Source organism: Nonomuraea sp. NPDC046570 (genome assembly GCF_040645915.1).
GTDB lineage: Bacteria > Actinomycetota > Actinomycetes > Streptosporangiales > Streptosporangiaceae > Nonomuraea.
On sequence record NZ_JBEYZF010000028.1, the window covers coordinates 1 to 25,310 of the forward strand.

Genomic DNA, 25,310 nt, shown 5'->3' on the forward strand with positions numbered 1-25,310 from the left:
GGCGGCTTCGGAGTGGGCAAAACGACTTTCGTGGGAGCGGTGTCGGAAATCTTGCCGCTGACCACCGAGGCGGTCATGACCGACGCCTCCAAGGGCATCGACGATCTCGGTATGACGCCGCTGAAGACCACCACCACGGTGGCGATGGACTTCGGCCGCGTCTCCCTGGACCGCGACCTCATCCTGTACCTGTTCGGCACACCCGGCCAGCACCGCTTCTGGTTCATGTGGGACGACCTGGTGCGCGGCGCGATCGGCGCCGTCGTGCTGGTCGACACCCGCCGCCTGGCCGACAGCTTCCCCGCCGTCGACTACTTCGAAGAAGCACAGTTGCCCTTCGTCGTCGGCGTCAACGGCTGGGACGGCCAGTACCTGCACAGCGAGGCGGAGGTGCGCGACGCGCTCACGCTGTCCGCGCACGTGCCGGTGGTCCGGCTGGACGCGAGGTCCCGCGATTCGGTGAAGAGCGCGCTGATCAATCTGGTGGAGCACGCGCTCACCGTCCGGATGGCCGTGCCGGGTTGGGGTCGCTAGGTCCCCAACAGCGGTTAGGCTGGGAGGCCGAGTCGCAGACCACGCATATTCGCTTCGAGGACTGGCCTACCACGTGTTCGAGACGCTTTCCGACCGGCTGACATCGGTCTTCTCCTCTCTCCGATCCAAGGGTCGGCTGTCCGACGCCGACATCGACGCCACCGCCCGCGAGATCCGCATCGCGCTGCTCGAGGCGGACGTCGCGCTGCCTGTGGTCAAGGCGTTCGTCGCCCAGGTCAAGGAGCGCGCCCGCGGCAGCGAGGTCTCCCAGGCGCTGAACCCGGCGCAGCAGGTCGTCAAGATCGTCAATGACGAGCTGATCGGGATCCTCGGCGGCGAGACCCGCCGGCTCCGTTACGCCAAGACCCCGCCGACGGTCATCATGCTGGCCGGTCTGCAGGGCGCGGGCAAGACCACCCTGGCGGGCAAGCTCGCCAGGTGGCTGCGCGAGCAGGGGCACGCGCCGCTGCTGGTCGCGGCCGACCTGCAGCGCCCCAACGCCGTGCAGCAGCTCGCCGTCGTGGCCGAGCGCGCGGGCGTGGCCGTCTACGCCCCCGAGCCCGGCAACGGCGTCGGCGACCCGATCGAGGTCGCCCGTCAGTCGCTCGACCAGGCCAGGCGCGCGCAGCACGATGTCGTCATCATCGACACCGCCGGTCGCCTGGGCATCGACCAGGAGCTGATGAGGCAGGCCGCCGACATCCGCGACGCGGTCACGCCGGACGAGGTCCTGTTCGTGGTCGACGCCATGATCGGCCAGGACGCCGTGACCACGGCCCAGGCCTTCATGGAGGGCGTCGGCTTCGACGGCGTGGTGCTCACCAAGCTCGACGGCGACGCCCGCGGCGGCGCAGCCCTGTCGGTACGGCACATCACCGGCAAGCCGATCATGTTCGCGTCGACCGGTGAGAAGCTCGAGGATTTCGACGCCTTCCACCCCGACCGGATGGCCTCCCGCATCCTCGACATGGGTGACATCCTCACCCTGATCGAGCAGGCGCAGAAGACCTTCGACGAGGACCAGGCCGCCAAGATGGCGGGCAAGCTGGCCTCCGGCGACAACTTCACCCTTGAGGACTTCCTCGAGCAGATGATGATGGTCCAGAAGATGGGCCCCATCAAGAACCTGCTCGGCATGATGCCCGGCATGGGGCAGATGCGCGACCAGCTCAACTCCATCGACGACCGCGACCTGGACCGCATCGCCGCGATCATCCGCTCGATGACCCCGGCCGAGCGCCAGGACCCGAAGATGATCAACGGCTCACGGCGGGCGCGCATCGCCCGCGGCTCGGGCGTCGAGGTCTCCGCGGTCAACAACCTGGTCACCCGCTTCTTCGACGCGCAGAAGATGATGAAGCGGATGGCCGGCGGCATGGGTATCCCGGGCATGCCCGGCGGCCGGGCCGGCAAGGCGGCCAAGGCGCAGAAGAAGGCCAAGAAGGGGCGGCGCGTCAGCGGCGACCCGCGCAAGGCCGCGCTGGGCAAGGGCGCCGGATCGGGCGAGGCCCCGCCCGCCGCGGCGAAGCCGGGCGGCCTGCTCGGCAACCTCGGCGGCAAGCTGCCCCCCGGCATGGAGTTGCCCCCGGGCTTCGACCCGTCCAAGCTCAACCTTCCCGGTCAGAAGTAGACCGCGTTTTGGGCCCTGCCAGGGCGTGGGCACGCCCTGGCATCTGGCACAATGGCATGTTGGAACATCGTGACCACGCGGGTGCCCTCTCACCTCCCGCCGGTCACGCCTGTCCCTCGAACGGACCTCGCATCGTGCCCCACTCGATGAGACGCCGTTCACCCACGCTCTAATGCAGGAGAGACCACACCAGTGGCAGTCAAGATCAAGCTCAAGCGGCTCGGCATGATCCGCAACCCGCAGTACCGCATCGTCGTCGCCGACAGCCGCACCAAGCGTGACGGCCGGGCGATCGAGGAGATCGGTCTCTACCACCCGAAGGAGAACCCCTCGCGCATCGAGGTCGACTCCGACCGGGCGGCCTACTGGCTGGGCGTCGGCGCGCAGCCGACCGAGCCGGTTCTCAAGCTCCTCAAGCTCACCGGTGACTGGCAGAAGTTCAAGGGCGAGGCGGCCCCGGCGCCGCTCCTCGTCGCCGAGCCCAAGGCCGACCGTCACGCGATCTACGAGGCCGCGGCCAAGGAGGCCCTGTCCGGTGGCGACACCGGTTCGAGCGCCACCACGCAGCGGAAGCCGAAGAAGGCCGCCGCCGCGAAGGCCGACGACAGCGCCGAAGCCGCCGCCGAGACCCCGGCTCCGGCCGAGGAGAAGACGGAAGGCGAGGCCTGACGTGCTCGAGGAGGCTCTCGAGCACCTCGTTAAGGGCATCGTCGAACATCCCGACGATGTCCGGGTCCGTGCTCGCCGCATTCGCAGCGGGCGCGTGCTGGAGGTCCGGGTGCACCCCGAGGACCTCGGCAAGGTCATCGGCCGCGGCGGCCGTACGGCCAAGGCGCTCCGCACAGTCGTGAACGCCCTGTCCGACGGCAAGTACGTCCGGGTCGACCTGCTCGACCTGCACGAAGCCGTTCGCTAGTCACACAGCCGTGCGCGCCCCCATCGGTCCTCCGGTGGGGGCGCTGCTCGCTTTCCAGGAAGGTAGGTTTTCGTGCAGCTAGTCGTCGGCAGGATCGGCCGCCCGCACGGCGTCCGCGGCGAGGTCACCGTCGAGGTGCGCACCGACGATCCGGAGCTGCGCTTCGAGGCCGGGGCCGTACTGGTCACCGACCCGGCGAGCGCGGGCCCGCTGACCATCGAGAGCCGCCGCTGGCACCAGGGCGTGCTCCTGATCGGTTTCGCCGGCGTCACCTCCCGCGACGAGGCCGAGGAACTGCGCAACACCATGCTGGTCATCGACTCCAGCGAGGTCCAGCCGCTCGACGACCCCGACGAGTTCTACGACCACCAGCTCATCGGGCTGTCCGTGGTCACCGTCGACGGCACCGCCGTCGGCGAGGTCACCGACGTCCTGCACCACGGCCAGGACCTCCTGGTGGTACGGCGCCCGGCCGCGGCCGAGGCCTACATCCCGTTCGTCAAGCCCCTCGTGCCCGAGGTCGACCTGCAGGCCGGCCGCCTCGTGGTGGACCCGCCGCCGGGCCTGCTGGAGGACTGATGCGCCTCGACATCATCTCGATCTTCCCCGAGTACTTCTCCCCGCTGGACGTCTCGCTGATCGGCAAGGCCCGCGAGCGCGGCACCCTCGACGTGCACCTGCACCAGTTGCGCGACTGGACGCACGACGTGCACAAGACCGTCGACGACACCCCGTACGGCGGCGGCCCCGGCATGGTCATGAAGCCCGAGGTGTGGGGCGAGGCGATCGACTCGGTCATCGGCCCCGCGGGCCGCCCGCGCCTGCTCGTCCCCACCCCGAGCGGACGCCCCTTCACCCAGGAACTGGCCCAGGAACTCGCCACCGAACCGTGGCTGCTGTTCGCCTGCGGACGCTACGAGGGCATCGACTCCAGGGTCATGGCCGAGTACGGCTCCCGCCTGCCGGTCGACGAGGTCAGCATCGGCGACTACGTGCTGGCCGGTGGCGAGGTGGCGGTGCTGGTCATGGTGGAGGCGATCGGGCGGCTGCTGCCCGGCGTGCTGGGCAACGCGCACTCCGCGGTCGACGACTCCTTCGCGCCCGGCGCCATGAAGAACCTCCTCGAAGGGCCGGTCTACACCAAGCCGCCGGTGTGGCGCGGGCGGGAGGTGCCGGAGGTGCTGCTGTCCGGGCATCACGGCAAGGTGGCCCGGTGGCGCCGGGATCAGGCGCTCCGCCGTACTGTGGCGAACAGGCCCGATCTGGTCGCGGGGCTCGACCCCGCGGGGCTTGACAAGCACGACCGGCGGCTGCTGGACGAGCTGTCGTTTCGCGCCGGGCCGGAAGATGTGGCAAACTGAGTCGCGGGTGTGCCCATCGTCGGCCGCCTGTTGTCATTCAGACCAGCAAGCGTGTCCCCCTCGTCGCGGCGCTCACCGAGCGCGGCCGGGTGGACCTCCGCGTGCTCGCGAAATTTGAGGAAACTCCAGTCATGCACACGAAGATCCAGGCGCTTGAGAAGGCCACCCTGCGCAGCGACGTCCCGGACTTCCGTCCCGGTGACACGCTCGAGGTGCACGTGCGCGTCGTCGAAGGCAACCGCTCCCGCGTCCAGGTCTTCAAGGGCTTCGTGCTCCGCAGGCAGGGCAGCGGCTCCCGCGAGACCTTCACGGTCCGCAAGGTCAGCTACAGCGTCGGCGTCGAGCGCACCTTCCCGGTGCACAGCCCCGTCATCGAGAAGATCAGCCTCATCACCCGCGGTGACGTCCGCCGGGCGAAGCTCTACTACATGCGCGACCTGCGCGGCAAGGCCGCCCGCATCCGTGAGAAGCGGGACGCCCTGCCCGCCAAGTAGGCCAGGCGTAGCATGGCCCGTGACCTCCCGGTCACGGGCCATGCGTTCTTTGCGGGGGCATTTCCTTTATGTGGAGCGACCTGTGTACGGGTGTACCGTCGGTCGAGGCGTGCGGAGGCCGGGCATCATCTAGGCTCGTCAGCGATGACTAGCGAGAGCCAGGAGTTCGGCGCTGCGCGCCGCCCTGTCGAGGACGAGGTGGACGTGGTCGCGGAAGACACCCAGAAGCCAGCCAAGGGCGGCAAGAAGGACAAGAAGGGGTCGTTCTGGAAAGAGCTACCCGTTCTTGTCGTCGTGGCGCTGGTGCTGGCCCTGATTATCAAGACCTTCGTGATCCAGGCGTTCTACATCCCGTCGGAATCGATGGAGAACACCCTGCTCAAGAACGACAGGGTCCTGGTCAACAAGCTCGTCTACCACACCAGGGACATCGAACGCGGCGACGTCGTGGTGTTCTCCGGTGTCGACTCCTGGGACGGCGAGGTCCAGTTCGAGGAGCCGTCCAATCCGATCGCCGGGTTCTTCCGCTGGGTCGGCACCGCCTTCGGCGTGGTCCCCGGTGAGAAGGACTACATCAAGCGGGTGATCGGCATCGGCGGCGACACGGTGAAGTGCTGTGACTCCAAGGGCCGCATCACCGTCAACGGCGTGGCGATCAACGAGGAGAGCTACCTCTATCCGGGCAACGTGCCCTCGCAGAAGTTCTTCGAGGCCAAGGTCCCCAAGGACCGGCTCTGGGTGATGGGTGACCATCGGCAGGTCTCGCTCGACTCGCGCGAGCACACCCACGATCCCGGCGGTGGGTCCATTCCCGTGGGCCAGGTCATCGGCCGGGCCTTCGTCATCGTGTGGCCGTTCTCCAGGGCCACCACCCTGTCCATTCCCGAGACGTTCTCGCAGCCCGCGTTGAAGGCGGCGGGCGCGGTGGGCGGAGCCGTCCCGCTGGTGGCCGGATTCGCCTTCGCGGTGCCGCTGGTGCTGGTGCGTCGTCGCTGGCTTTCGAGGCGGTAGCCGTATCCATGGCCGTGACTGAAGAGCCGGAGAAGGTGAAGAAGAAGAGCGCGGTCCGCGAGACGCTCTTCCTGCTGGTGGTCGGTGTGGGCGTGGCCCTGCTGCTGCAGGCGTTCGTGGTGAAGTCGTTCTGGATCCCGTCGGAGTCGATGGAGAAGACGCTGCTCATCGGCGACCGGGTGAGCGTCAACAAGCTGCACGGCGAGACCGAGCGCGGCGACATCGTCGTCTTCAAGGGCTGGAACGGCGAGGACACCATCAAGCGGGTCATCGGCGTGGGCGGGGACAAGGTGGTGTGCTGTGATGCCAAGCGGCGGCTCACCGTCAACGGGGTGGCGCTGGAGGAGAAGGACTACCTGTTCCCCGGCGACTATCCCTCCGGGGACAAGTTCTCGGTCACGGTGCCCAAGGGCAAGCTGTGGCTGATGGGGGACCACCGGGCCAACTCCGCCGACTCCCGCGACCATGTCGACCTGCCCGGCGGCTGGATCGACGAGGACGAGGTCACGGGGCGGGCGTGGGCCATCTACTGGCCGTTGTCGCGGATGACGATCCTGTCGCGGCCCGAGACATTCGCCAACGTCCACTGAGCCCTTTTCGGTCGCCGTTTGCGGCTATTGGGGCGTACGCTGCCTGTGTCATGACAGTTGCGTTTCGCCCTCGTCCCAGCGTTGTCCGGCGTGACAGCGGGCTCTACGCCTACGAGCGGGCGCTGGCGCGGCGGGGGCTGGCTCCGATCGCGGGCGTCGACGAGGCGGGCCGGGGCGCGTGCGCCGGTCCTCTGGTGGTGGCCGCGGTCGTGCTGCGCCGGGAGATCGCGGGGCTGGCCGACTCCAAGGCGTTGGCGCCCGCCGTACGAGAAGAGCTGTATGAACGCATCATGGCGACCGCGTCCGTGGGCGTCGTGGTGATCCCGCCGGAGGAGATCGACGCGCGCGGGCTGCACAAGAGCAACATCGCCGGGATGCGCCGGGCGGTCGCGCGGCTGCCGTTCGTCCCCGAGTACATCCTCACCGACGGCTTCCCCGTGCCGGGCCTGCCCGCGCCGTCGCTGGCGGTGTGGAAGGGAGACCAGGTCGCCGCGTGCGTCGCGGCGGCGTCGATCGTGGCGAAGGTGACACGTGACCGGATGATGGTGTCCCTGGACACCGATCATCCCCAGTACGGCTTCGCCGAGCACAAGGGGTACGTGACGCCCCGGCACCGGCGCGCGCTGGAGGACCATGGTCCGTGCGCGCACCACCGCTTCTCGTTCGTCACGGTGGGTAGATGGGCGACAATGAGATGGGGGCCGGCGTTGCCTGGTGAGGCGGACCGGGGTACGGGTGCGACAGGGAGGACGCGATGAGCGCAGAGGATCTCGAGAAGTACGAAACCGAGATGGAGCTGCAGCTTTACCGCGAGTACCGGGATGTCGTCGGGTTGTTCACCTATGTGGTGGAGACGGAGCGGCGGTTCTACCTGACCAACTCGGTGGATCTTGACGTGCGTACGGCGGAGAACGGCGACGTGTTCTTCGACGTGAAGATGCAGGACGCCTGGGTTTGGGACATGTACCGACCTGCACGCTTTGTCAAGAATGTGCGGGTTGTGACGTTCAAGGACGTCAACGTAGAGGAACTGGCCAAGTCTGACCTGGAGATGCCCAAGGAAGGCTTCTCGGGCTAGCGGGTTTTCCACAGCCCGCACGGACCTCGCGCCCGTCTTCCACAGAACCTCGTTCGGCTTCTCACCTCCTGCCCCGGGTACGCGAACCTCGGGACCGGAGGTGGTCCCATGGCCGCGAGAAACGAGCTGGGCAGACGCGGTGAGCAACTCGCCGTCGACTATCTGCGTGCCGAAGGCATGCACATCATCGACCGAAACTGGCGATGCCGCCTGGGCGAGATCGACGTGATCGCCGAAGAAGGCCCCAGGCTGGTCATCGTCGAGGTGAAGACCCGTTCAGGCCGCACCCACGGCACCGCGCTCGAATCGGTCCGCCCGGCCAAGCTGGCCCGGCTGCGCATGCTCGCCGCGAAATGGCTGGCCGCCCAGCCGCGGCGGTTCGCGTCCGTCCGCGTCGACGTCATCGCACTGGAACGCGTCGGCGACGACTTCGCGCTCCGCCATGTGCGGGGGGCGATCTAGATGGCGGTGGCGCGCACCCGCAGCGTGGCCGTGATCGGCGTGGCCGGGCGCAGCGTCGAGATCGAAGCCGACGTCGGTAACGGCCTGGCCGGCATCCACCTGATCGGCCTGCCCGACACGGCGCTGAGCGAGGCCCGCGACCGGGTGCGCTCAGCCATGATCAACAGCCGCTACCCCTGGCCCGACGCCCGCATCACCGTCAGCCTCTTCCCCGCGACGCTGCCCAAACGCGGCAGCCAGTTCGACCTGGCCATCGCCGTGGCGATCCTCGGCGCGGCCGGTGTGGTGCCCGCCGACCGGGTGGCCGAGCCGTTCTTCCTCGGCGAGCTGGGCCTCGACGGACGGCTCAGGCCCGTGCGCGGCGTCCTGCCCTCGGTCCTCGGCGCGGCCACCAGCGGCGGCCGGGCCGTCGTCGTGCCCGCCGCCAACGCCGCCGAAGCAGCCCTCGTCCCCGACATGCAGATCATTCCGGTGACGGATCTGCGCCAGCTCGTGGAGTGGCTGCGCACCGGTGGCGAGCCGCCCGCCGCACCGCGACCGGAGCACGCCGAACCCCCGCCGTCCGAGATCCGCGCCGTGGGAGACCTGTCCGACGTCGTCGGCCAGCCGCTGGCCCGGCGCGCCCTGGAGGTCTGCGCGGCGGGCGGCCACAACCTGTGGATGCTCGGCCCGCCCGGCACCGGCAAGACCCTCCTGGCCGAGCGCCTGCCGACCCTCCTGCCCGACCTCGCACTCGACCAGGCCCTCGAAGTCACGGCGATCCACTCGGTGGCCGGCGTCCTCCCACCGGACAGCCCCATGCTGAACAGGCCCCCCTTCGTCAGCCCGCACCACACGGCCACCGTCGCGGCCATCGTCGGCGGCGGCAGCGCCATGGTCCGCCCGGGCTCCGTGTCACTGGCCCACCGGGGCACACTCTTCCTCGACGAAGCCCCCGAGTTCCCCCGGCATGTGCTCGACTCACTCCGCCAGCCCTTGGAGTCGGGCAAGGTGACCATCGCCCGCTCGGTCGGCGCCGTGACCTTCCCCGCCAGATTCACCCTGGTCCTCGCCGCCAACCCATGCCCGTGCGCCCGCCCCGCCGGATCCACCGACGCCTGCGCCTGCTCGCCGACACTCAGACGCCGCTACCTGGGCAGGCTCTCGGGCCCGCTCCTGGACCGGATCGACCTGAAAGTGACCGTGGCACCGTCCTCCAGACGCGAGCTGATGGCCGACCGCCAGTTCGTCGAACCGAGCAAGGTCGTCGCCGAACGGGTGTGCCTCGCTCGCCGTCGGGCCTCCGTGCGTCTGGGGGGCACTCCCTGGCGCACCAACGCCGAGGTCCCGTCCACCGCCTTGCACGCCCAGTTCCGGCCCTCGGACGCGGCGATGAAGCCGGTGACCGCCTGCCTGGACTCGGGCGCACTGAGCGCCCGCGGTCTGGACCGGGTGATCAGGGTCGCCTGGACCCTCAGCGACCTCGCCGGCAAGACCCGGCCCGGCCCCGACGAGACCTCCTCAGCCCTTGCCATGTGGCTCGGCGTGGGCTTCTGACCCACGAGATTGTGACGCGTTGGCGCGGTCGCGGAACGGCGGCTGCTCGGAATCAGCAAGGAGGATCGGCGGTGGGTGCTGTGGTGGCATCGAGGTCTGACGACGAGGGGGCATCGGCGTTCGCGCATCGCTCGAACGCGAGAGAGGCGGAGGTGCTCGCCAGGGTGACGCTCATGCGGGCCGCCGACGTGGGAGACACGCTGATGGGCCGCCTGGTCGCCGCACATGGCGCCGTCGCGGTCGTGAAGCTGATTCGAGAAGGGGCTGGGGGCACCCTCGACGGGAGCAGTCGCAGGGAGCAGGAGACTGCCCTCACGGACAGAGGTGAAGCACAGACTCACGACACTCTCGGCGGAGACGACGCCCCGGCTCGTGGCGCCGAGCTCGAACGACGGTTGCGCGTCTGGCGGGCGCGCATCAAGGACACCGACCCCAGGGCCGACCTTGAACAGGGAGAGAGCCCGGGTGCCAGGCTCATCATCCCCGGCACCCCGCAGTGGCCCACCCAACTGGACGCCCTCGGCCACAGCCGCCCCCTGGGCCTGTGGGTACACGGCTCGGTGGATCTCCGCTTCGCCTGCCTGCGCTCGGTCGCCATGGTGGGCGCCCGCGCGGCCACAGGGTACGGCGTACACGTCGCGGCGGAGTTCGGCGCGGGGCTGAGCGAGTCAGGCTGGAGCGTCGTCTCAGGAGGCGCGTACGGCATCGACGGCGCCGCGCACAGAGGCGCCCTGGCCGGGGGAGCCCCCACCATCGCCGTCCTCGCCTGCGGAACGGACGTCTGCTACCCGAGCGGACACCACGATCTGTTCGCCGCGATACGCGACCAGGGCGTGGTTCTCAGCGAGTGCCCACCCGGCGTCCACCCGACCCGCGCCCGCTTCCTCATCCGTAACCGGCTGATCGCCGCCCTGTCGAGAGGCACCCTCGTCGTGGAAGCGGCACTGCGCAGCGGCGCGCTCAACACCGCGAGCCACGCACTCACCCTCCAACGCCACCTCGCCGCCGTCCCCGGCCCTGTCACCTCAACAGTCTCGGCAGGCTGCCACCGCCTGCTGCGCGAAGGAATAGCGGTATGCGTGACCACCCCGGAGGAGCTGATCGACCTGGTGGGCGCCATCGGCACTGACCTCGCCCCGGACTCCCGCGGCCCCGCCGTCCCCCGCGACACCCTCAGCGAGACCAGCCGACGGGTCCTGGACGCGATACCCGCCCGAGGCGGCGCCGGCCCCGCTTCGATCGCGGTGGCGGCAGGTGTGGACCTGGACGTGGCCCTGAGCTCCCTCGGCCACCTCGCCGCCGCAGGCTACGTCGAACGAGTCCCCAACGGCTGGCGCATCCGCAGAACACACCCCACCAGTTCCGATCGCCATTGATTCCGATGCACGTTTCGCACTGCTGATCCAGCCCCCGGCCGTTTTGGAGTCCTGGATGGCCCTAACTTTCACCTTCCCTCTCGTTCGATGCACCAGAACCTGCATTCCCCGCCTCCACCCTGTAATCGCGACTCCTGCCGCCCACCATCACCTCCCGCTTCCACGTCTGTTCTCCTGTCCTTGTCTGGGTTGCGGGGTCGATACGTGAGATGTGAGCGTGAGCCTCGTGAGTGGTGCCTGAGACCGTCGTTCACCCGCGCTCCTGCCTGACCTGTGCCCCCCGCTCGCCCGTGCCTCGTGCTCGCCTGTGCCCCGGAACCCGCGCACCCCGCATCCCGTACCCCGTACCCCGTACCTTGGGACCCCGCATCTCTCGGAACCCCGTACCTCGGAACCCCGTACCTCGAAACCCCGTGGCCCAGGACCTCGTACGTCGGGACCCTGCACCTCGGACCTCAGGACTCTGTACCTCGGGACGCCCGTGCCAGGGGATCCCGTACCTCGTACCTCGCTGGATGCGCGGCGGAAGATCTCGGCCGACCTGAAGGCCAAGCTGGGCGAGGCGCTCCAGGTGGGCTCGGTCGCGGTGGCGGTGATGGCGTTCCTGTCGGTCGTCAGGGAGGGACTGGAGACCTCGCTGCTGTTCTTCGCCTCCGCCCAGGGCACCTCCGCCACCGCGACCCCGCTGATCGGGATCAGCCTCGGCGTGCTCACCTCGATCGTGCATCCTCAAGTACGGCGTGCACGACCTCCAGGAGGCGGCCGTCCTGCCCGGCCTGACCAGCCAGGCCTTCGACCTCGGCGCCGTGCTCGACCCGGGCGCGTGGTACTCGGCCCTGCTCAGCGGCATGTTCAACATCGCGGCCCAGCCGACGGACCCCTGTGCCCCGGGACCGGGCTCGCCTGTGACTACTCGTGACCGTCCGGCCCGCCTTTGACCCCTGTGCTCGTGCGTGTGCCTCTTCTCGCCTATGTCCGTGCCCTGGGTGTCGCCCGCTCTTGTGTTCTTCTGCATGTGCCATGGCCGTGTCCGTTCCTGCGCTCGCCTGAGTCGAGCCGATGCGTGGCCTGTGCCTGCGCTTCGTGTGTGAGGGACGGGATCCACGACTGGGGTGAGTGGGGTCGGTTTGTGGTGTTTGCGGGGTAGCCGTTCGGGTTGGGCATGTGATTCGAGACGGGAGGGGCTTGGAGGTGTGGGGGATGGTGATGATGGGGGTGGCGGGGTGGGTTATGTGAGGGAGTGGAGTGGGGATGGGCGAGGTTTTGGTGGAGTTTGAGGAGTATTTGCGGTTTGAGCGGGGGGTGTCGCCGCATACTTTGCGGGCCTATTTGGCTGATGTCGCTTCGTTGATGGCGCATGTGGGGGGACAGGTCGGCCGACTCGATGTCGGGGCGCTGCGGGAGTGGTTGGGCGGGCAGCACGATGCCGGGTTGTCCAGGGCGACGCTGGCGCGACGTACGGCTTGTGCCAGGACGTTCACCGCCTTCTGCTATCGGCGAGGGTGGTTGGCCGACGATCCTGGGCTGTTGTTGGGGAGTGCGAAGGCGGACAAGGGACTGCCTGCCGTACTTGATCAAGGGCAGGTTCGGGCGGTGCTGGAGGGGGCGGAGGGTAGTGAGCCCAAGGAGTTGCGGGATCAGGCGATCTTGGAGCTTCTCTATGCGACTGGTGTACGGGTTAGTGAGCTTTGCGGGCTGGATGTTGATGACGTGGATCGTGAGCGGCACGTCGTCAAAGTTCTTGGTAAGGGGGGTAAGGAGCGATCGGTGCCGTTTGGGGTGCCGGCGGTGCGTGCGCTTGATCGGTGGTGTGTGTACGGGCGGCCGCTCTGGGTTCGTGAAGGGTCAGGAGGTGCGCTGTTTCTTGGGGTTCGTGGGGGCCGTATAGACGCTGGGACGGTACGGCGGGTGGTGCATGCGCGGTTGAGGCAGGTGGAGGGGGTGCCCGATATGGGGCCTCACGGGTTGCGGCACACCGCGGCCACTCACCTGTTGGAGGGGGGAGCCGATCTGCGCAGCGTCCAGGAGGTGCTCGGGCATGCGTCGCTCAACACCACCCAGATCTACACCCACGTCTCCATCGAACGTCTTCGCGCCGCATATCGCCAGGCGCACCCACGCGCTTGAACCCGCACTGGGGAGTTCCGGCCGTGTGGCTAGGGGGTGCGCGGGCAAGGTGGATTCCGCGGCTGGGACGGCGAGCGAGGCCGGGGCGGCGAATCGGGTAAGCGGCCTACGGCGTGGAGCATGTGCCCTGCACGGCTTGGCGTACCTGCCCTTGGCATGACGCACGCGCCTCGTAGGGTGTGGAGTGCGTCTCTGGTGATCGAGCTGCTTCGGTCACGCGTGGTGTACGCAGTCGGTGTTCGAGCTGCTTCGGTTACGCGCGGAGTACGCGTCCGGTGATTGAGCTGCTCCGGTAGCACGGGGCCTACGCGTCCCCGTGAACGGGCTGTCGGTGCTCGCGTGGCGTATGTGCGTTGAAGGGGCGGGCTGGGTACTTGCATGCTGCGCGCCCTGTGAATGGCCCTCATTGAACTTGTGTAGCAACTCGAATTCTGACCGGGGCCACAACTGCAGCGAGCACCAGCGTGATTGCTCTTGAAGACGTGGCCGTGGTTACGCGGGGTCAGTTTTACGCGTTGCCGTCCGGCACGGCGCCGGTGCCCTTTGAGGGTCTTGGTCCGACGTGGTCTACGTCCCTTGCCAGGACGGACTGGGTAGCGCCTGGCGACACGGGGGATGTGGCGTGTGGTTCGGGGTATCGGTGTACGTCTTCGGAGATTGACGGGCGTGGACCGCTTGTTGCGCTCTGGGTGGGGTGCCCGTTCGACTAGGTCGCTGTCTGGGGCCTTGATGTACGTGTGCGTGTTTCTCACCCTGTACTTGCACACCGCGAATCGCTTTCCGCTTTCCGCTGCCGTTGCAGGCGGTTTGGGGCTGGGGCTGGCCGTTCCGCATGCCCATGACACGGCGCTGCTTAACCCCCAGCGCTGAAGGGGTGTTGTGCTCGCAATGGCGTCGTCTGTGATGGCGTTTTGTCGCTGTCGCTGTCGCTGTCGCTGTCGCTGTCGCTGCGGCTGCGGTTGTGGCTGAGGCGGGTGAGGGGGACAGTGCGGGGTCTGATTCGGAGACGCTTTTGCTCTTGATCCGGGGGCTGGTGGGCTCGGTGGTGGCGGCGGTGGATTGAGGCGATGGTGGTCAGGACGATCAAGAGGGCGACGACGCTGCACGTGGTCGTGGACGTTGAAGGAGAGCGCAGGGGCGTAGACGAGCTCATGGAGGTCGCGGTGTCGTCTGTGGGGGTGGAGGTGGGGGTTGCGGTATGCGGTGGGGGTGTGGATTGGGTGGCAGGGCGGGAGGTGGCGGAGGTGTTCCAGTAGGGGTACAGGCGGATGGTGGCTTGGCCTAGCAGGAGGAGGGGGTCCAGATAGCGGGATCCTCTGAGTAAGCCCCAGTGGAGGCAGGACACCTGGCAGTGGCTGGGGAAGTCATCGAGGTTGGGGGAGTTCTCGAGTGTGCCGATGTGGGCTCCAGGCGTGACGGTTTGGCCGCGTCGTACTGAGGTCTGGACCGGGAGGTAGGTCGTGCGGAGGCCGTTGGGGTGTGTGATGGTCACCACGCCTCGGTTTGCCACGCGGCCGGCGAAGTGGATGGTGCCTGCGCCTGCCGCCAAGACGGGGGTTGAGGGGGCTGCGGCCAGGTCCACGCCTCGGTGGCCGGTGAGCCAGGGCTCGGGGGGCGGGGTGAAGCGGCGCAGAACTTCTGGGCGGCCGTCGAGGGGCCAGCGCCAGGCGGGCAGGGGCGCTGTTGCGGACGACGAGGAGCTGGTGAATCCCGAGGTGGTAAGTGCCGAGGTGATGAGCGTGGCGGAAGGCGGGCTGGTGGTGAATGCCGAGGTGACGGGCGTGTCAGAGGGGGGATCGGTGAACCCGGGGGTGATGAGTGCGGCGGGTGGCCGGTCGGTGAATGCGGTGGAGGCTGGACCGAGCAGCGTGGGAGTGATGAGTGTGGGGGAGGGCGGGCCGTGCGGGGCGCTGGGGTGGGGCGCGGTGCGGGGCGAACCGGTGAGTGAAGGGAGGGCGAAGGGACAAGCGGTGAGCACAGGCGTGATGGGGGTGGCCAGTGCGGGGGTGATGAATGTGAGGGAGAACAAGGTTGCGGACGCGGTCGCGGTGGACGCGAGGAGGGTGAAGCGGAGGGCGGCTGCGAGGAGGGTGAGCGTGCTGGCGTTGATGACGCTGCAGATGAAGGCGGACTTTGGGAGGCGAGGCATAGCCGTAGCTTGCGGGTGGAGGCTTGGGAAAAACGGGGGTGAACGTCGTTCTGTGGACGGCGGTGGTCTTGAGGGTGGGGGCTGTGGAAGGAGGGTGGTCTCGGAGGCGTGAATCGGGCGAAGTCCGAGGAAAGTGGAGTCGGGTTCGTTTCGTGAAGGGAGGCAGAACCGGAAAAGCAGAGGGCGGCGGAAGGAAGTGGAGCGGGAACGCGGCAGGAGCAGGTAGGAGGTGGGGCGGGATCGCGGCGGGAGGAAGGCGGGAAGGGGTAGACGCGGAAGAAAGGGAGAGGCTGTGGATGGTGGGGAGCTTGTGAGGGTTGTGGGTGAGTGAGGGGAGAGTTGATGGGGTTGCTGGAAGGGGGAGTTGTGGAGCTTCGGGGTGAGCGGGTGGTTTTGCGGGAGGTTGTGGAAGGGGATGTGGGGCGGCTGGTGGAGATCAGGCTGGCGCCGGAGGTGGCCAGGTGGTGGGGGCCTGTTGATGACTTTGAGGGTTTGTTGGTGATTGAGCTGGATGGTGAGGTCATCGGGGGGATTCAGTACCACGAGGAGGAGGATCCGATGTACCGGCATGCGGGGATCGACATCTTTCTCGATCCGGAATGGCATGGGCAGGGGTTGGGGGCCGAGGCGGTTCGTACGCTGGCGCGATGGCTCATCGATGTGCGTGGGCATCACCGGTTGACGATCGATCCCGCCGCGCACAACGAGGCCGCGATCCGGAGCTATCAGCGTGTCGGCTTCCGGCCGGTCGGAGTGATGCGGGCCTACGAGCGCGACCCTGCCACGGGGCGGTTCCACGACGGACTACTGATGGATCTGCTTGCTGGGGAACTGGCCTAATGGCCTCGCGAGGTCGCCTGATTCGCGAAAAGCCTGTGTCGAGTGGCTGGCGACTCTATGAGGCTGCCTGATCCGGGAGGCTGCCGGGTTCTGTGAGGATGCTCGGTCCGTGAGGGTGCCGGGTGCTTCGGAGCCGTCCTGGTGGCCTGGCCACCACCCCATCGGGCGTCGCGGGGCCACCGACACGTACTCACCTGGCACGTCCGATGTCGGCGGGCAGGTGCCGGGAGGTGGGTCATACCAGGGGCTGGGATTTGTGGAGCGACAGGTCTCGCATGGCTTTGCTCAGGGCGGCGTCTCCGGGGACGGTGGGGAGGGGGCGGGGGCGGGTGGGGCGGAAGGGGGAGCGCCAGATCCACAGGATGCTGAGTGCGGCTCCGGCGGCGGAGAGCCAGATGGTCTCCCGTAGGCCGATCAGCTCGCCGAGCACTCCGCCGACCACGCTCCCCACCGCGATCACCCCCTGAATGGCGAACGTCATGGTCGCGTTGATCCGCCCGCGCAGGTGCTCCGGCGCGTCTCGCAGGACGACGGTGCCCACGCAGGTGGCGAACGCCACGACGGCCCCGCCGATGATCAGGCCGGTCGCGGCCAGGGCGGCGAACACCGTCCAGACGGGCCCGGAGACGGTGGCCACGACGACGAGGTCCAGCGGGAACAGCAGGATGGAGTAGCGCAGTACCTTGTCCTCGCCGAAGCGTCTGGCCATCCGCGTCGTCGCCCAGGCGCCGAGCAGTCCGCCCGCGCCCGAGATCGCGATGAGCGCGCCCAGGAGGCCGCCGGACAGGCCCAGGTCCTGCACGGCGTACAGCAGGTAGACGGCGTTGGACGCGGTGAAGAAGAAGTTGACCGTGGTCCCGGCGCCGAGCAGTGCACGCAGTGTGGGGGTGGTGAGGCTGGCCCGGAGCCCTTCGCGGACCTCGCGCCACAGGCCCTTGGGGGCGGCCGGGGTGTGGTCCTCGGGTGTGCGCATGGCGCGGAGCAGGAGCGCGGAGCCGAGGAAGGACAGTCCCTCGACCAGTACCGCGAAGGGTGCGGTGAGGAGCTGGACGAGGGCCCCGGCGAGGCCGGGGCCGGTGACGGAGGCCACGGAGTAGGACGCCTGGAAGCCCGCGAGGGCTTCGGTGCGCTGGCCGGGGGGCACGGCGGCGGCGGTGTACGGGAAGTTGGCCGCCCGGAACAGCACCCCGGCCGTACCGATGACGAGCGCGACGGCGATCAGCCAGGGGACGGTCAGCAGGCCGAGTACCCAGGCGGCGGGCACGGTCAGCGCGGCTCCGGCGGCGGCGAGTTCGCAGCCGATCATCAGCGGGCGGTGCCGTCTCAGCCGGTCGGCGATCGCGCCCGCCTGCAGGCCGAACAGCAGCGCGGGCAGCGACGCGGCGGCGGTGAGCAGGCCCATCTCGATGGGCGCGGCGGCGAGGAGGGTGACGGCGGTCAGGGGTACGGCGAGCCGCGAGACCTCCGAGCCGGTGATCGACACGGTCCTGGCCGACCACAGCAGCCGGTACTCCCGCTGCCTCCGAAGCGGCAATTCGTGAAAGGTTCCCTTCATAAAATGTGAAGATAACCCTTCACAACTGTGAAGGCAATACTTCATATCGGCCAGCGGGTACGGTTTGCGCATGACGCAGCAGAACCGGCCGCCGCTCAGCGACCCCAAGGCGATGCGGGCCCTGGCCCACAGCGCCCGGCTGGAGATCCTGAACCGCCTCGGTGCGGACGGCCCGGCGACCGCGACCGAGGTGGCCGAGATCGTGGGGATCACCCCGAGCGCGGCCAGCTACCACCTGCGCATGCTGGCCAAGTACGGCTTCGTCGAGGACGCCCCGGCTCGCGGCGACGGCCGCGAGCGGCTGTGGCGCGCGGTGGAGGGCGGCCTGTCGGTCCAGCAGGAACCCGACGACACGCCGGACGTCCGGGCGGCCAAGGAGCTGCTCATCGGCACCTTCTACGACGACGCCCACGAGGAGCTGAAGCGGTCGATGGCCGCGATCAACGGCGAGTCGCGCGAGTGGCGGGAGGCCGCCCACTGGCAGCGCGCCACGCTGCTGCTGGACGCGGCGGAGATGGGGCGGCTGGTCGAGCAGATCTCCCAGCTCGTCGACCCCTTCAGGGCGGCGGCCAGGGACAGGTCGCAGGTTCCGGAGGGGGCGCGGCTGAGCCAGTCGATCGTGAGCGTCTTCCCCATCGCCGAACGCCGCACCCCGGGGCTGCCCACGGAGGACCACGGGCGCGCCTGACCGGCGACGGTCAGCCCGGGGCCGCTCGCGCGGTAGACTTTTCGATGGCCTGTCAGTGACAGGCCGACTTCGCATGCCCCATCGCGAACCGCTCCCTCGGTCCGGATGAGAAATCCGGCTGGAACGGGCTCGGGGGCATCAGGGCGACGGCCGATCGGCCGCCGCGCACAACCGAGAACCGCGCCCGTCCCAAACGGGCGCGCCGACCTGGAGGACCAGCACATGGCCCCCGTCGTCACCATGCGACAGCTGCTCGAGAGCGGCGTTCACTTCGGTCACCAGACCAGGCGCTGGAACCCGAAGATGAAGCGCTTCATCATGACCGAGCGCAACGGCATCTACATCATCGACCTGCAGAAGTCGCTGTCGTTCATCGACCGTGCCTACGACTTCGTCAAGGAGACCGTCGCCCACGGCGGCACGATCCTGTTCATCGGCACCAAGAAGCAGGCCCAGGAGGCCATCGCCGAGCAGGCCACCCGTGTCGGCATGCCGTACGTCAACCAGCGCTGGCTGGGTGGCATGCTCACCAACTTCTCCACCGTGCACAAGAGGCTTCAGCGTCTGAAGGAGCTCGAGGAGCTCGACTTCGACAACGTCGCCGGCTCGGGGCTCACCAAGAAGGAGCTCCTCATGCGCCGTCGTGAGAAGGACAAGCTGGAGCGCACGCTCGGCGGTATCCGCGACATGGGCCGCGTGCCCAGCGCGGTGTGGATCGTCGACACCAAGAAGGAGCACATCGGGATCAGCGAGGCTCGCAAGCTCGGCATCCCGGTCGTCGCGATCCTCGACACCAACTGCGACCCGGACGAGGTCGACTACCCGATCCCGGGTAACGACGACGCGATCCGCGCCGTCGGCCTGCTGACCCGCGTCGTGGCCGACGCGGTCGCGGCCGGCCTGATGGCCCGTTCCGGCGCCGCTCGTGGTGACGAGAAGCCGGCCGCCGCCGAGCCGCTGGCCGAGTGGGAGCGCGAGCTCATCGAGGGCGCCGACGCGCGTACGGCTGAGGACACCGCCGTCGCCGCTGAGGCCGTGGCGGAGGACGAGGCCGCGGCTGAGGCCGTCGTCGAGGCCGCCCCGGTCGAGGACGCCGCCGACGTCGAGGTCGCCGAGGCCGAGGTCGAGGCCGAGGCCGAGGCCAAGCCTGAGGACGAGCAGGCCTGACGCTCCGCCGTACACAGCAAGAGCTCCGCAGGGTGGGCGCCGGATTGGCGCCCACCCGATCCACGACGAAACTCCACGAGGAAGAAGACCATGGCTTCCGTGAACATGGCCGACGTCAAGCGGCTTCGTGAGCTGACCGCCGCCGGCATGATGGACTGCAAGAAGGCGCTCGAGGAGTCCGAGGGCGACTTCGACCGCGCCGTCGAGATCCTGCGCCTCAAGGGCGCCAAGGATGTCGGTAAGCGCGAGGCGCGTACCGCCTCCAACGGCCTCGTCGCGCTCAAGCAGGACGGCGACTCCGCCGCGGCCCTGCTCGAGCTCAACTGCGAGACCGACTTCGTCGCCAAGGGCGAGCGCTTCCAGGAGCTGGCCGGCCAGGTCGTCGAGCACATCCTGGCGACCAAGCCCGCCGACGTGCCGAGCCTGCTCGAGTCCGCCTTCGGCGGCAAGTCCGTCAAGGAGCACCTGGACGAGGCCAACGCCGCGCTGGGTGAGAAGATCGAGATCCGCCGCTTCGCGGTGCTCGAGGGCGGCTACATCGGCGCCTACATGCACAAGACCGACCCGCAGCTCCCGCCGGCCGTGGGCGTGCTGGTCCAGCTCGACCAGGCCAACGCCGAGGTCGCCAAGGACATCGCGCAGCACGCCGCCGCGATGGCGCCGAAGTACCTCGACGCCGCGTCCGTCCCCGCCGAGGTCGTCGAGAAGGAGCGCGCGCTCTTCGAGGAGATGACCCGCGAGGAGGGTAAGCCCGAGCCCGCGATCGCCAAGATCGTCGAAGGCCGGGTCAACGGCTGGTACAAGGACTTCACCCTGCTGCAGCAGGCATTCGTGAAGGACAACAAGAAGACCATCGCCAAGTACGCCGACGAGAACGGCGTCAAGGTGCTGGGCTTCGTCCGCTTCAAGGTCGGCCAGGCTTAGGCTTAGGTCAGCTTCCAGCCAGACAGAACCGCCACCCGAGGAGGCCGCCGCCGTGCAGGAGAACCAGGAGCCCGCTACGCCGGCGGCTTCGTCGTACAAGAGAGTCATGCTCAAGCTGTCCGGTGAGGCTTTCGCCGGCGGTGAGCCGCTGGGCATCGACGGTGGGGTGGTGGGCCATCTGGCCGACTCGATCGCCGAGGCCGTCCGCGAGGGCGTGCAGGTGTCGGTGGTGGTCGGCGGGGGCAACATGTTCCGCGGCGCGGCGCTGTCCGAGCAGGGCATCGACCGCGCCAGGGCCGACTACATGGGCATGCTGGGCACCGTGATCAACTGCCTGGCGCTGCAGGACTTCCTGGAGAAGCGCGGGATCGACACCCGTGTGCAGACGGCCATCACGATGCAGCAGGTCGCCGAGCCTTTCCTGCCCAGGCGGGCGATCAGGCACCTGGAGAAGGGCCGCGTGGTCATCTTCGGCGCGGGCCTCGGCTCGCCCTACTTCTCCACCGACACCTGCGCGGCCCAGCGGGCGCTGGAGATCGGCGCGGAGGCGCTGCTCAAGGGCACTCAGGTGGACGGGGTCTACGACTCCGATCCGCGGAAGAACCCCGACGCGGTCCGTTTCGACCACCTCGACTACGCGGAGGTTCTCGTGCGCGACCTCGCGGTTATGGACCAGACCGCCATCAGTCTGTGCAGGGAGAACGACCTGCCGATCGTGGTCTTCGACCTGATGGGCGAGGGCAACATCCTGCGCGCGGTCCGCGGTGAGAAGATCGGCACGCTGGTGAGTCCGGCAGGGAAATAGGGAGCGAACAGTGATCGACGAAACCCTCCTCGAAGCCGAGGAAAAGATGGACAAGGCCGTCTCGGTCGCGAAGGAGGACTTCGCGGGCATCCGCACGGGCCGGGTCACGCCGTCGATGTTCAACAAGATCAACGCCGAGTACTACGGCACGCCCACCCCGATCCAGCAGCTGGCCTCGTTCCACGTGCCCGAGGCCCGCATGATCATCATTCAGCCCTACGACAAGGGCTCGATGGGCGCGATCGAGAAGGCCATCCGTGACTCGGACCTCGGCGTCAACCCCGGCAACGACGGCGCGGTGATCCGCGTCGCCTTCCCCGAGCTGTCGGAGGAGCGCCGCCGGGAGTACATCAAGGTCGCGCGGACGAAGGGCGAGCACGCCAAGGTCTCCGTCCGCAACATCCGGCGCACCGCCAAGGAGACCCTTGACAAGATGATCAAGGATGGCGACGCCGGCGAGGACGAGGTCCGCCGCGCGGAGAAGGAGCTCGACGAGCTCACCCAGAAGCACGTCGCCAAGATCGACGAGCTGCTCAAGCACAAGGAAACCGAGCTGCTCGACATCTGAGCGGCGCTCGCATGGTCCTCGCACCCCTCACGGTGCGAGGACCGTGGCATATGGAGTGTCTGTGGAAGAAAGTACGGCTGGCAGCAGCTCGAGCGGCGGCAGCCGTACCGGCAGGAACCTGCCCGCCGCGATCGCGGTGGGTGTGGGACTGGGCGCGCTCGTCATCGGCTCGCTCTTCACCCGCAAGGAGATCTTCCTGGCGGTGGTCATCCTCGCGGTGGGCGTCGGCGTCGTCGAGCTGATCCAGGCCCTCGCCACCCGCGGGATCAAGGTGCGGGTGGTGCCGGTCCTGGCCGGGATGACCGCGATGCTGTGCGGCGCCTACTGGGGCGGGCCATCCTGGCTGCTCGGGTCCTTCGCGGTGACGGCCTTCGGCCTGCTGCTGTGGCGCATGTTCGACGGCGGGCAGGACGGCTACGTCCGTGACGCCACGGCCTCGGTGTTCACGCTGGTCTACCCGCCGCTGCTGGCCGGGTTCGCGGCGCTGCTGCTGGCCCCCGAGGACGGCAACCTGAGGGTGGTCATCTTCATCGCGGTCACCGTGGCCAGCGACATCGGCGGGTACATCGCCGGAGTGCTGTTCGGCAGGCACAAGATGTCGATCATCAGCCCGAAGAAGACCTGGGAGGGTTTCGCCGGGTCGGTGCTCGCCTGCGTCCTGGTCGGCGCCTGGCTGGTGACATGGTTGATGGACGGCGAGATCTGGCAGGGCGCGGTGATCGGCGCGCTGGTGGCGCTGCTCGCCACGCTGGGCGACCTCGTCGAGTCGATGATCAAGCGGGATCTCGGGATCAAGGACATGGGCCGCCTGCTGCCCGGCCACGGCGGCATGATGGACCGGCTGGACTCGCTGGTGGCGACGCTGATCCCGGTGTGGCTGCTGCTGTCCCTGTTCTTCTAGCCCGGCCCGCGGTCAGTCGCCGCGCCACGGTTCGAGCCACAGCCACCGCACCGCCTCCCCGCCGAACCCGAACCCGGAGATGTCCGGCATGCCGAGCGGGTCGGCGCGTATGGCCACGCCCGCGTACTCCGCCCCGAGCGGGAACGTCGAAGGCTCGTGATACCAGGTGGCCGTGTGCCCGTTGCCGAGCCACGTCACCGAGTGCCACGGGTACTGCGCCAGCCACACCAGCAGCAGCGCCGCGTCCCGGGGATCGGCGCGGGTGGCGATCGCCAGCTCGATCCGCGCGTACGCCCCCGGCCGGTCGATCCACTGCTCCACGGTGGGCATGCGCTGGCAGCTCATCCCGACCGTCGACAGCACGGTGTAGGTCCGCGAGCGGTACGGCGGGCGTTCGGTGATCCCGACCGTCGGCAGCCGGTCTCCGCTCGCGTCCCAGTACCGCCCGCTCGGCCCGACGGCCCGGTCCAGGTGGCCCATGACGAACTGCTGGAACGACGCCCACGACCCCTCGCCGCCGCGCCACTCCCAGTAGGCGCGGGCGCTCCCGAGGCGCGGCTGCAGCCCTTCGAGCGCCTCCGACAGGGCCCAGGCGAACGGCGTCTCGCCGACGGCGTCGCGGGCGTAGCCCGGCATGCCCCTGCTCATGTCCGCCCAGCCAGGAATGACCGCGAGAAGATCACCGTTCTCGTACAGGGCGACGCCGTCGCCCTCCTCGAACCAGAGGGTGGTGAGCTGGCCGAGCGCGTGCCGCCCCGCGGGGTGGCGGGTGTTGGGCCGGGGCATGAGCGGCGGCAGGCTCGCGTTCAGCCGGGCGAGGTCGACGACCTCGGGGGCGGCGGTGTGGTTGGCCAGCCAGACCGCTCCGTGCACCTCGCCCCCCGGCGAGCACAGGTAGGCTACCGAGGACGCCTCATCGCGTTCGACCACCAGCGTGCGGCTGCCGTACGGGTTGGCGTCGGTGAGGACGACCTCGGTCTGCCCGTCACCAGCCGACCGGTTTATCGCCATACATCTGGACTTTAGATCAAGGCCCGACCCAGTCCAGGAGTCTCGGACGATTGCGTTCTGTGACGCATTTGTCCGGCCCTGTAGGAGAGAGTGGATGACCGCCGAGAAGACCGAGCGCCCGTTGCTGCAATTCGCCGCGCCGCGCCGGGCGAAGCCCGCTCGCCATCTGGCGGACCTGTCCATGGCCGAGCGCAGGGCGGCGGTGACCGAGCTCGGCGAGAAGGCGTTCCGCGCCGACCAGCTCTCCCGCCACTACTTCGAGCGGCTGACCGGCGACGTCGCCGCCATGACCGACCTGTCGGCGGGCGCCCGCGAACGGCTCGGCGTGCTGCTGCCCCCGCTGCTCACCCCGGTCAGGGAGATGACCAGCGACGGCGGCACCACCCGCAAGACGCTGTGGCGGCTGTTCGACGGAGCGCTGGTCGAGTCGGTGCTGATGCGCTACCCGGACCGGGCCACCATCTGCGTCTCCTCGCAGGCGGGCTGCGGGATGAACTGCCCGTTCTGCGCCACCGGCCAAGCCGGGCTGACCCGCAACATGTCGACGGCCGAGATCGTCGAGCAGGTCGTCTCCGGCGCGCGGGCGCTGGCGAACAACGAGGTCCCCGGCGGCCCCGGGCGGATCAGCAACGTGGTGTTCATGGGCATGGGCGAGCCGATGGCCAACTACAAGGCCGTGATCGGCGCGGTCCGCCGCATGGTCGAGCCCGCGCCCGACGGCCTGGGCATCTCCGCGCGCGGGGTCACCGTCTCCACGGTCGGCCTGGTGCCGGCCATCGGCAAGCTCGCCGCCGAGGGGCTGCCGGTCACGCTGGCGCTCTCGCTGCACGCGCCCGACGACGAACTGCGCGACACGCTGGTGCCGATCAACACCCGGTGGAAGGTGGCCGAGGTGCTCGACGCCGCCTGGTCGTACGCGGCCACCACCAAGCGCCGCGTCTCCATCGAGTACGCCCTGATCAAGGACATCAATGACCAGGAGTGGCGCGCCGACCTGCTGGGCAAGCTGGTCAGGAACAAGCTCGTGCACGTCAACCTGATCCCGCTGAACCCGACGCCCGGCTCCAAGTGGACGGCCTCCCGCCCGGAGGACGAGCGCGCCTTCGTCCGCCGCCTCCAGTTCCACGGCGTCCCGGTCACCGTCCGCGACACCCGCGGCCGCGAAATCGACGGCGCCTGCGGCCAACTGGCCGCCGCGGAGTAGCCCCTCTCCATCGGGTACGGCTCGCGCCACGCGAGTCGACAGAACGCCTGACAGCACCGAGCGGCGGCGATTACTTTGGATCGCCAGGCGGATACGTTGCGTTGTTCCCGATGGAGGGGAACTCATGGCCGAAGGCCTTGAGCGCGCCATAGACAAAGACCTTCACGCCGACCTCGAACGGCACTATCTCGAACTCGCGGAGCGCTGGCCGCAACGCAAGGTTGAGATCGTCGACGGCCGGATCGTGGTGAGGGCGACGCCTAGTTTCAGCGAACCAGGTGTCAACGGCTACGCGCGTTTCGCGGAGGTCTGTCTTGGTGAGCCGTTGATGCTGCCCGAGCCGTGGGGGTTGGTCCTCGACACCGGGCCTCTGCGGGTCTGAG

The 25,310-nt window shown here is 68.8% G+C and carries 29 protein-coding genes and 2 pseudogenes; 28 read left to right on the forward strand and 3 right to left on the reverse strand.

Annotated elements, in window-relative coordinates; all coding sequences use genetic code 11:
- The 18 genes and pseudogenes from ABZ911_RS32545 to ABZ911_RS32630 all read left to right on the forward strand — a co-directional run.
- A partial coding sequence (locus tag ABZ911_RS32545) for an ATP/GTP-binding protein (protein ID WP_358064654.1) occupies positions 1 to 534 on the forward strand: 534 nt, incomplete at its 5' end.
- A gap of 73 nt (positions 535 to 607) precedes the next feature.
- Positions 608 to 2,164, forward strand: coding sequence for a signal recognition particle protein (ffh, locus tag ABZ911_RS32550; protein WP_358064657.1), 1,557 nt, complete (start codon positions 608 to 610; stop codon positions 2,162 to 2,164).
- Between the two features lie 192 nt (positions 2,165 to 2,356).
- Positions 2,357 to 2,833, forward strand: coding sequence for a 30S ribosomal protein S16 (gene rpsP, locus ABZ911_RS32555; RefSeq protein ID WP_358064659.1), 477 nt, complete (start codon positions 2,357 to 2,359; stop codon positions 2,831 to 2,833).
- 1 nt (position 2,834) lies between these two features.
- Positions 2,835 to 3,080, forward strand: coding sequence for an RNA-binding protein (locus ABZ911_RS32560; protein WP_344879671.1), 246 nt, complete (start codon positions 2,835 to 2,837; stop codon positions 3,078 to 3,080).
- Positions 3,081 to 3,152: 72 nt separating this feature from the next.
- Complete coding sequence (gene rimM / locus ABZ911_RS32565) at positions 3,153 to 3,659, forward strand: ribosome maturation factor RimM (RefSeq protein WP_358064662.1); 507 nt, start codon at positions 3,153 to 3,155, stop codon at positions 3,657 to 3,659.
- Positions 3,659 to 4,441: a tRNA (guanosine(37)-N1)-methyltransferase TrmD gene (trmD, locus tag ABZ911_RS32570; protein ID WP_358064665.1), complete on the forward strand. Its 783-nt coding sequence runs from the start codon at positions 3,659 to 3,661 to the stop codon at positions 4,439 to 4,441. The genes rimM and trmD overlap by 1 nt, the downstream gene beginning before the upstream one ends.
- 131 nt (positions 4,442 to 4,572) lie before the next feature.
- The gene (gene rplS, locus ABZ911_RS32575) at positions 4,573 to 4,935 is read left to right on the forward strand and encodes a 50S ribosomal protein L19 (RefSeq protein WP_358064668.1); all 363 of its coding nucleotides are present in this window, start codon (positions 4,573 to 4,575) and stop codon (positions 4,933 to 4,935) included.
- A 144-nt stretch (positions 4,936 to 5,079) separates the two neighbouring features.
- Positions 5,080 to 5,946, forward strand: a complete 867-nt coding sequence (gene lepB / locus ABZ911_RS32580; RefSeq protein WP_358064671.1) for a signal peptidase I — start codon at positions 5,080 to 5,082, stop codon at positions 5,944 to 5,946.
- An 8-nt stretch (positions 5,947 to 5,954) separates the two neighbouring features.
- Positions 5,955 to 6,536 carry a signal peptidase I gene (lepB, locus tag ABZ911_RS32585; RefSeq protein ID WP_358064674.1) on the forward strand — a complete coding sequence of 194 codons (582 nt, stop codon included), beginning with the start codon at positions 5,955 to 5,957 and terminating at the stop codon, positions 6,534 to 6,536.
- Positions 6,537 to 6,586: 50 nt separating this feature from the next.
- Complete coding sequence (locus tag ABZ911_RS32590; protein WP_358064677.1) at positions 6,587 to 7,294, forward strand: ribonuclease HII; 708 nt, start codon at positions 6,587 to 6,589, stop codon at positions 7,292 to 7,294.
- Complete coding sequence (locus ABZ911_RS32595; RefSeq protein WP_068895098.1) at positions 7,291 to 7,614, forward strand: DUF2469 domain-containing protein; 324 nt, start codon at positions 7,291 to 7,293, stop codon at positions 7,612 to 7,614. Before ABZ911_RS32590 ends, ABZ911_RS32595 begins: the two co-directional genes overlap by 4 nt.
- A 108-nt stretch (positions 7,615 to 7,722) precedes the next feature.
- Positions 7,723 to 8,076, forward strand: a complete 354-nt coding sequence (locus ABZ911_RS32600) for a YraN family protein (RefSeq protein WP_358064681.1) — start codon at positions 7,723 to 7,725, stop codon at positions 8,074 to 8,076.
- Entirely contained in the window at positions 8,077 to 9,612 is a 1,536-nt protein-coding gene (locus ABZ911_RS32605; protein ID WP_358064684.1) for a YifB family Mg chelatase-like AAA ATPase, read from the forward strand.
- A gap of 83 nt (positions 9,613 to 9,695) precedes the next feature.
- Positions 9,696 to 10,988: a DNA-processing protein DprA gene (dprA, locus tag ABZ911_RS32610; RefSeq protein WP_358064687.1), complete on the forward strand. Its 1,293-nt coding sequence runs from the start codon at positions 9,696 to 9,698 to the stop codon at positions 10,986 to 10,988.
- A gap of 571 nt (positions 10,989 to 11,559) precedes the next feature.
- Positions 11,560 to 11,652: pseudogene (locus tag ABZ911_RS32615) on the forward strand (iron transporter); the annotation flags it as partial.
- Positions 11,653 to 11,728: 76 nt separating this feature from the next.
- Complete coding sequence (locus ABZ911_RS32620) at positions 11,729 to 11,926, forward strand: hypothetical protein (RefSeq protein ID WP_358064897.1); 198 nt, start codon at positions 11,729 to 11,731, stop codon at positions 11,924 to 11,926.
- Between the two features lie 313 nt (positions 11,927 to 12,239).
- Entirely contained in the window at positions 12,240 to 13,115 is an 876-nt protein-coding gene (locus ABZ911_RS32625; RefSeq protein ID WP_358064690.1) for a tyrosine recombinase XerC, read from the forward strand.
- Between the two features lie 1,067 nt (positions 13,116 to 14,182).
- Positions 14,183 to 14,371: a hypothetical protein gene (locus tag ABZ911_RS32630; RefSeq protein WP_358064900.1), complete on the forward strand. Its 189-nt coding sequence runs from the start codon at positions 14,183 to 14,185 to the stop codon at positions 14,369 to 14,371.
- A 50-nt stretch (positions 14,372 to 14,421) separates the two neighbouring features.
- Here ABZ911_RS32630 and ABZ911_RS32635 read toward each other — a convergent pair.
- Positions 14,422 to 14,697: pseudogene (locus ABZ911_RS32635) on the reverse strand (M23 family metallopeptidase); the annotation flags it as partial.
- Positions 14,698 to 14,818: 121 nt separating this feature from the next.
- Here ABZ911_RS32635 and ABZ911_RS32640 point away from each other — a divergent pair.
- Both ABZ911_RS32640 and ABZ911_RS32645 read left to right on the forward strand, forming a co-directional pair.
- Positions 14,819 to 15,376, forward strand: a complete 558-nt coding sequence (locus ABZ911_RS32640) for a hypothetical protein (protein WP_358064693.1) — start codon at positions 14,819 to 14,821, stop codon at positions 15,374 to 15,376.
- Positions 15,377 to 15,606: 230 nt separating this feature from the next.
- Positions 15,607 to 16,104 carry a GNAT family protein gene (locus tag ABZ911_RS32645; RefSeq protein WP_358064696.1) on the forward strand — a complete coding sequence of 166 codons (498 nt, stop codon included), beginning with the start codon at positions 15,607 to 15,609 and terminating at the stop codon, positions 16,102 to 16,104.
- Positions 16,105 to 16,339: 235 nt separating this feature from the next.
- On the opposite strand, the gene ABZ911_RS32650 is transcribed toward ABZ911_RS32645, so the two are convergent.
- Complete coding sequence (locus ABZ911_RS32650; protein WP_358064699.1) at positions 16,340 to 17,659, reverse strand: MFS transporter; 1,320 nt, start codon at positions 17,657 to 17,659, stop codon at positions 16,340 to 16,342.
- 70 nt (positions 17,660 to 17,729) lie between these two features.
- Here ABZ911_RS32650 and ABZ911_RS32655 point away from each other — a divergent pair, with 70 nt between their 5' ends.
- The 6 genes from ABZ911_RS32655 to ABZ911_RS32680 all read left to right on the forward strand — a co-directional run bounded on the left by ABZ911_RS32655 (position 17,730) and on the right by ABZ911_RS32680 (position 22,712).
- Entirely contained in the window at positions 17,730 to 18,347 is a 618-nt protein-coding gene (locus tag ABZ911_RS32655) for a winged helix-turn-helix domain-containing protein (RefSeq protein WP_358064702.1), read from the forward strand.
- A gap of 222 nt (positions 18,348 to 18,569) precedes the next feature.
- A complete protein-coding gene (gene rpsB, locus ABZ911_RS32660) occupies positions 18,570 to 19,514 on the forward strand; it encodes a 30S ribosomal protein S2 (protein ID WP_358064705.1) in 945 nt (314 codons plus the stop codon).
- Between the two features lie 90 nt (positions 19,515 to 19,604).
- Positions 19,605 to 20,438 carry a translation elongation factor Ts gene (gene tsf / locus ABZ911_RS32665; RefSeq protein ID WP_358064708.1) on the forward strand — a complete coding sequence of 278 codons (834 nt, stop codon included), beginning with the start codon at positions 19,605 to 19,607 and terminating at the stop codon, positions 20,436 to 20,438.
- A gap of 106 nt (positions 20,439 to 20,544) precedes the next feature.
- The gene (pyrH, locus tag ABZ911_RS32670) at positions 20,545 to 21,243 is read left to right on the forward strand and encodes a UMP kinase (protein ID WP_358064891.1); all 699 of its coding nucleotides are present in this window, start codon (positions 20,545 to 20,547) and stop codon (positions 21,241 to 21,243) included.
- Between the two features lie 10 nt (positions 21,244 to 21,253).
- A complete protein-coding gene (gene frr / locus ABZ911_RS32675; RefSeq protein WP_358064711.1) occupies positions 21,254 to 21,811 on the forward strand; it encodes a ribosome recycling factor in 558 nt (185 codons plus the stop codon).
- Positions 21,812 to 21,872: 61 nt separating this feature from the next.
- The gene (locus tag ABZ911_RS32680) at positions 21,873 to 22,712 is read left to right on the forward strand and encodes a phosphatidate cytidylyltransferase (protein ID WP_358064714.1); all 840 of its coding nucleotides are present in this window, start codon (positions 21,873 to 21,875) and stop codon (positions 22,710 to 22,712) included.
- 12 nt (positions 22,713 to 22,724) lie between these two features.
- Here the strand turns inward: ABZ911_RS32680 and ABZ911_RS32685 are convergent, their stop codons facing one another.
- Positions 22,725 to 23,723, reverse strand: a complete 999-nt coding sequence (locus tag ABZ911_RS32685) for a suppressor of fused domain protein (RefSeq protein WP_358064717.1) — start codon at positions 23,721 to 23,723, stop codon at positions 22,725 to 22,727.
- 94 nt (positions 23,724 to 23,817) lie between these two features.
- Here ABZ911_RS32685 and rlmN point away from each other — a divergent pair, with 94 nt between their 5' ends.
- Together rlmN and ABZ911_RS32695 are read left to right on the forward strand one after the other, a co-directional pair.
- On the forward strand, positions 23,818 to 24,927 hold the full coding sequence (gene rlmN, locus ABZ911_RS32690) for a 23S rRNA (adenine(2503)-C(2))-methyltransferase RlmN (RefSeq protein ID WP_358064720.1): 1,110 nt from the start codon (positions 23,818 to 23,820) through the stop codon (positions 24,925 to 24,927).
- Between the two features lie 124 nt (positions 24,928 to 25,051).
- On the forward strand, positions 25,052 to 25,309 hold the full coding sequence (locus ABZ911_RS32695) for a hypothetical protein (RefSeq protein WP_358064723.1): 258 nt from the start codon (positions 25,052 to 25,054) through the stop codon (positions 25,307 to 25,309).
- Position 25,310 lies beyond the last annotated feature (1 nt).